This window comes from Brevundimonas sp. (genome assembly GCF_031412435.1).
Classification (GTDB): Bacteria; Pseudomonadota; Alphaproteobacteria; order Caulobacterales; family Caulobacteraceae; genus Brevundimonas.
The window spans coordinates 82777-88776 of the sequence record NZ_JANODA010000087.1 but is presented as its reverse complement, the minus strand read 5'-3'; the positions used below and the strand labels follow the sequence as shown (position 1 = coordinate 88776).

Below are 6000 nucleotides of genomic sequence, written 5' to 3'. Positions count from 1 at the left end.
AAGATCGGGATTTCGCCCCGGTTCAGCCGCTCGATCTTGGAGGGATCCTTGTCGACGCAGACGACCGTGTGGCCGAAGTCGGCGAAACAGGCGCCGGACACCAGACCGACATAGCCGGTGCCAATCATCGTCACGCGCATCCTACGATCCCGACCGGATAAACTGACCAGCGAATAGCTTGCTGCAGCGCAGCGATGCAACCTTCACGACATAAACCCCATGGCTGACCAAAAGCGGTCAATGAAGGCCCGCTGCCTCAGGCTACCGGACCCGGAATGTAACCAAGGTTTAATACCCTGCAGCTGCCTGATCTGAGATCAAGCCGTCGATGTTCCGCGCAAGCGATCGTCTGAAATCAAATCATCGATCTTGCATCGCATGCATCACCGATCCTACTGCACCAAAACAAACTATCAAACTTTGACAAGATTACCCAAATTAGGAGTGCACTTCTGCGATAAGCTCGAGCCCGACTATGTACGCCTTTCTTGAGCGCTGATCTCGGCGCCTGCCAAATCAAAAAACAATACGCGTTCGACCAGCCAGGTTAACGGTCTGGGTCAACCCGGCCCATTTCACGGTGGCCAACGTAGGCCCATGCAGTGGCGTGATTTCAAACTGACCTAAAAGCAGATCATAAGACAAATTCCCTGCATTTTGTTGACCGGCATCAGCCCCGGTTCCGAGCATGATGAAGGTGGTCTGGTCGTCGATCGGATGGCCGATAAACAGATATCCTCCAAGATACAGGTTCTCGCCCCTCGGTGGACAGCGCCTCCCGTGCAGCTACCCGAGATGCCCGCCGACTTACGGGGCCTAACGTCTCGCCACACCGGCGAAGCCAAAGCAGTTCGCTAGTCGAAGGTCTGGACTTGTCTGAGTTGCGTCCGATCGATCTGGGCTTGGCGCTTGGTCGACAGGCTCGGGAGAGACGCCGAGTCCGGACGCGCTTGCGCCGCGAACGGCGCATTGATCAAAAAAAAGACCCGGACCAGAAACGTTCACGGTATTCCAATGGCTGGCCGAGACCGGCGGGATCAGTGACCACGAGATGCGGCGTACCTTCAACCGCGGCATCGGTTTGATCCCGATCGGTGTGCCGGGGGACGCCGAGGACGTTCTGGCCGCCCTCCTGGAGGCCGGCGAGACGGCCTTCGTCTGTGGCCAGAGGCTGAGACGCCAATGCCCTCGCGGCCGCTGGACGTGGGCCGCAAGATGATTATGGCGAAGGTTGCGTTAAGGTGTCATGATTTTGTGCGTGTGACGGATAAAGTGCTCGGCTGACGTCGCTCAGTCCGATCCAAGCGCCGAACGACGGCAAGGATCGTCTCGTTCCACGGGCGTTCATGTGGGATAGGGGAACTGATGGACTACAGTCGCCGCCGTTTCGTGCGATCGACGCTCAAGGTGGCCTGCGCGACCAGCACCGGCGCGCTCTTCGGATGCGGTCAGATCGGGTCTGAAGCGTTCGGCGACGTCACCGTCAACAGAGCGGAACGGACGTCGCCGATCTTAGAGCCGACGCCGGTCTCCCCCCAGCCGAGCGTCCCGGCCAACGTCGTGACCGAGACGATCTTCTTCCAGTCGTCGATCGACCCCGTCAGCTTTCCGAACATCCGCATGATCGTCACCTATCGAAGCGATCACATGGCCTATCGAGGGCCTTTGCCCATCCTGTTCCTGGGCCACGGGACGAATCAGATCGCCGCGCAGTTCCCGACCGAAGCGCTGCGGCGTTACGCCGATCGGGGCTTCTTCGTCGTCACGCTGGAAATGCGGTTCGCCTCGTCCTGGGCCCCCGGCATGGGCTATGACGCCATGGGCCGCGACAGCCAGGGCCGCATGACCAGAGACGTTATCGACGCCCTGTGGACCCTCAGAAAGCGGTTCGGGAACAAGCTCGAGTTCGGCAACCGGACGTATGCGGGGTATTCGGGCTCGGAAGCCTTCGCCCTGGCGATGAAGGCGCCCTGGGCGTTCGACCTGATCGTCGCCTATTTCTGCATACCGGAGTACCGCGCGCACCGGGCGTTCGGAGGGACGGTCCAGGTCGCGGCCCAGACCCCAGGCGGCTATGCGTCCAGGAACGCCCTGATCGGTGTGCCCCGGAACCGGCGGTCGGGCCACCTTATCGTCGCCTGGGATACCCAGGACGAGCATGTCAGCCCCGCGTCCCAGCAGCAGATGGTCGACGAACTGACCCAGCGAAATCAGACGCCCTTCGCCTTCAAGCGCACCTCGCCCGCCGATGCCATCCGGGTCATCCACGGCATTCCGGCCGCCAGCGTCGTCAACTTCGCCGGTATCGAGGACGACTGGCTACAGTCCGCGCTGTCCGGACACCATACGGCCGGGCGTGCTCCGGCGAGGGGAACCGATCTCTACATCGGCGGCTACATCTGGATCGGTGACCCGATGGCGGCCGACACCCCGCTGGTCATGCTCGGGGACGGCGCCACCGCCGGGCAGCAGCATTCGGCCAATCTGTCCTACGATCTGAACGCGAGGTCGTTCGACATCACGCCCCTGAACGGTCCGACCTCCGTCACCATCGGCTGGCGCGGATCGATTGCGACGCGGGTGCTGACTGAGAGAGCCGTCGTCACCCTGTAGACCGCCGTCGGGTCCGCGCCCCGCACCGTCCTGATACCGTCGCTCTCGGCCCTTTCGCGCTTGTCGTGGACGTGATCGACGATGCCCAAGGCATTGGTGGCCTCGGCGTCCATGAGCACCGAGGATGGGGTGCTCACTGAACAGCCTCAATCCGATGTCGTACGAAATCTGGCGGGTGTTCCACGAATACTGGGTCGCATTGCTGTCGAAGAGCTGCAGGGCGAGCGGACAGAGGAAGTACAGGGCCACCGCGGTCAGGGCGATCAGGGCATAGCGGATCGGGTTGCGGATCTGGATGAACGGCAGCAGCACCAGCGTCGCGATCAGCATGAGCGCCCCGGCCTTGCCCTCCGTCAGCACCAGACAGACGACCATCGCCCCCGCCCAGAGGAAGTTCTTATGCGGCAGGAAGTACAGGATCGGAAACACGATCACGGGCGTGATCGAGTCCCCCAGGAAGTCGAACTAGCGCCGCCCTGGAAGCCCTCGAACGTCTCGCCGAAGCCCAGCAGGCGTGCGCCAACGAAGTTGACGACGGTAATGACGGACAGGGCGTAGATGGCCAGACCGCCCGCCCATTCCAGCTGACGGCGGGTCAGCGGCAGGGCGGCCAAGGCCAGCGGGAGCGACAGCCGCCGCGAAGACGATGGCGTACTGCAGTCCGAGCCGAGGCTGCCCCGTTCGATCGCCAGTTGCTGGATGACCGGGACCAGCGAATAGACCAGCACCATCGCCGGCACGGTCCACGACCGTATGCGTCCGCCGACGGAGAGCGCGGCGAACAGCGCGATCGCCCCCACGATGAGGATCTTCGGCGCCTTCAGGTCGTCCCTGTCGTCGTCGTAGTTCAGGGGCGTGAGAGCGAAGACGACCGCGAAAAGCGGAAACAGGCTCCGCGCGGTGATCCGGACGCGCTTCTGGCGCGCCGGGATCGTTGAACTCGTAAGCAGCGACACCCTGGTCCCCATGTCTTCAGGCAAGCGATTGCGCTCCGCTCGGCGGGGCGAGGCGGACGGGCGTCCACCGCCTTAGTGCAAATCGCCTTTGTCCCCACCCGAATCCTCCCGGTCAGGGTGCGGACGCACCGACGCATATCGACCCGTGCAAGGCGGGCGTGTAGGTTCGTCTGCGATACCGAGGGGGGGGGGCGCGTGGGATTGTTGTCGAGCGTTGCGGACGTGCATCCGCGCTCCTTCGCCACCGGGGCGATGTCCTACATCCCCGGCCTGTTCGAGTGGTGGGACGACCGGCGACCGATGGGCAACACCGCCGACCCCGCCTATTGCCGAAACATCTGGCGATTCCACCGCGACAACGCCCTGCAGGCCAGTCCGAACCGGCTGGCCCGGGTCGGCGAGATCGGGCCCGGCGCGACCCTAGGCGTCTGCATCGCGGCCCTGCTGGACGGGGTTGATCAGGCCGTGGCGATCGACGCCGGTCACTACGCCAAGATCGAGGCCAACGTGGGGATGCTCCGCTCACTGACGGAGGGCGACGGGGCGTCCTTCGATCGGCTGCGGGACGCGGTGGCCGCCGCGCGCGACGCCGGCCCGGCGGCCCCGTTGAAATATGTAGCGCCTTGGAGCGACCGGACGATCTGCGCGCTCGACAGCCTGGACCTGATCTTCAGCCACAGCGTGCTGGAGCATGTCTCCGACCCGGCCGCCACCTACGCCGCCTGTTTCTCCTGGCTCAAGGCGGGGGGCATCATGAGCCACAAGATCGACCATTCCTCGCACGCCCTGACCCGCAGTTGGAACGGCCACTACGAGATCCCAGACGTCCTGTGGACGCTGATCTACGGCCGTCGCCCCTATCTGCTGAACCGCTGGCGGCCGGCGCGGCACTTGTCCGCCTTTCGCGCGGCGGGGTTCGAGATCCTGGCGTCGAGCCGGTTCGTGATCGGCGACGGGTTGGACACCGAGGTCACGCTCGATGCGTGGCCGGACGACGACCGGCTGGTTCGCACCAGCACGATCATCGCCCGCAAGCCCTGACGCCCGGATCGGGTCGCGCTAACCCTTCTTGACCCCCCAGAAGGCCGAGGGCGGCCGGTCGCGGGCGCGGTCGCCCAACCGGCTCCAGATCGGGTCCAATGCGCCGAGATGGAGCCCCTCCTTGAAGGCCCAGTGGTTGGCGAACTGGATGTCGAAATAGCCGGGATTGGCCAGCAGAGAGGCGGCCAACAGATACTGCTCGTTGTAGCCCCGCTCGCTCCAGGACCGAGGATAGTCGTAGGGCAGGAAGATGTCGTGGACGCCCACCAGCACGCCGGGGCGCAGCCGAGGCAGGATCTCGGTCATGCAGACGGTGACGTCCGAGTTCATCAGCGAGCGGTGGGAGTTGTCGATGAACAGCACATCGCCAGGCTCCAGCCGGTCGAACACCGCCGGATCGACGTCCTCGACCCTTTCGCGCACCACCTCGTCGCAGATGGCGTCGACGTCGGCCCGGGGTTCCGGGTCGATCGAGACGATGCGGGCGTCCGATCCGGCGTGCAGCAGGGCCGCCTTCACATAGAGGGTGGAGTTGCCGCTGCCGACCTCCATGTAGGTCCGCGCGCCCCGGGCCGCCCACATCAGGGTCAGAGCGTCCACGACCGGGATCATGTGATTGTGCCAGTCGATGGCCGACAGTGAGGGATAGGCACCCTCGTCGATCGCCTGAACCACGGGTTCCAGCCCCGCCAGGGACCGCATGTTGGCCGCGACGGTCGAGCGCGACGCCTCCAGGATGCGGGCGAGATAGGGATTGCCCGGTGCTTGTTCCCAGCGGGTCTCCAAGCGGAGGGGATACTCGATGTAGATCGGCGTATGGCCCATCGCGAGCCGCTTCATCGCCCGCACATATTTGATCACGGTCATCGCGTCCTGATTGAGGTGGGTTCGTGGGGAATAGCGTCGCAGAGGAAGACGGAAGGGCACCGGCGTCTGCAATAGCCCTTGGCAAGGTTAGCCGGCGTTCATGACGTCGTCCATCGTGGCGTATCGCGGTTGCGCGGATTGCCGCCGCCCGCCGTCCAGTATAGTCATCGCGCTGTCCGAATCAGGATCGAAAACAGCCCATGCGGAGCGACGCCAGTCATCTCTCGATCGGCCTGGCCGGGCTGGGCTCGCTGGCCTGTTCCGCGGCTGCGCTGGCCTTCGACGCGCCCGGGGCCGACTGGGCCACCCTGTCGGGCCTAGTCCCCGTGCGCGAGGCCCGGGCGCACGCCCTGGCCGGCGCGGTCGAAGCCGCGCCCGCCCGCCCGGTTCCGGTCTTGCAGAGGGACGTCTCCATCATGGCCGACCCCCTTGCCAACCCCGCAGCCCCGCCGACGCGCGAGCGCCAGAGGATTGCCGCCCCGTCGAGTTGGTGAGGGGGTCGGGGACCCTTGCCAACCCCTGC

5 protein-coding genes and 2 pseudogenes are annotated in these 6000 nt (G+C 64.8%); 4 read left to right on the top strand and 3 right to left on the bottom strand.

Annotation, left to right across the window (positions count from 1 at the left end):
• A pseudogene (locus RMO01_RS17685) lies at window positions 1-140 on the bottom strand (UDP-glucose 6-dehydrogenase); the annotation flags it as partial.
• A gap of 866 nt (window positions 141-1006) precedes the next feature.
• Here RMO01_RS17685 and RMO01_RS17680 point away from each other — a divergent pair.
• Together RMO01_RS17680 and RMO01_RS17675 are read left to right on the top strand one after the other, a co-directional pair.
• A pseudogene (locus RMO01_RS17680) lies at window positions 1007-1219 on the top strand (hypothetical protein); the annotation flags it as partial.
• A gap of 146 nt (window positions 1220-1365) precedes the next feature.
• Entirely contained in the window at window positions 1366-2613 is a 1248-nt protein-coding gene (locus RMO01_RS17675; protein WP_309630380.1) for a hypothetical protein, read from the top strand.
• A 431-nt stretch (window positions 2614-3044) separates the two neighbouring features.
• On the opposite strand, the gene RMO01_RS17670 is transcribed toward RMO01_RS17675, so the two are convergent.
• Window positions 3045-3569 carry a hypothetical protein gene (locus RMO01_RS17670; protein ID WP_309630379.1) on the bottom strand — a complete coding sequence of 175 codons (525 nt, stop codon included), beginning with the start codon at window positions 3567-3569 and terminating at the stop codon, window positions 3045-3047.
• Between the two features lie 222 nt (window positions 3570-3791).
• On the opposite strand from RMO01_RS17670, the gene RMO01_RS17665 reads away from it, so the two are divergent.
• On the top strand, window positions 3792-4610 hold the full coding sequence (locus RMO01_RS17665; RefSeq protein ID WP_309630378.1) for a methyltransferase domain-containing protein: 819 nt from the start codon (window positions 3792-3794) through the stop codon (window positions 4608-4610).
• 18 nt (window positions 4611-4628) lie between these two features.
• Here RMO01_RS17665 and RMO01_RS17660 read toward each other — a convergent pair whose 3' ends face one another.
• Window positions 4629-5477, bottom strand: a complete 849-nt coding sequence (locus RMO01_RS17660; protein WP_309630377.1) for a class I SAM-dependent methyltransferase — start codon at window positions 5475-5477, stop codon at window positions 4629-4631.
• A gap of 200 nt (window positions 5478-5677) precedes the next feature.
• Here RMO01_RS17660 and RMO01_RS17655 point away from each other — a divergent pair, with 200 nt between their 5' ends.
• Window positions 5678-5971, top strand: coding sequence for a hypothetical protein (locus RMO01_RS17655; protein WP_309630376.1), 294 nt, complete (start codon window positions 5678-5680; stop codon window positions 5969-5971).
• Window positions 5972-6000 lie beyond the last annotated feature (29 nt).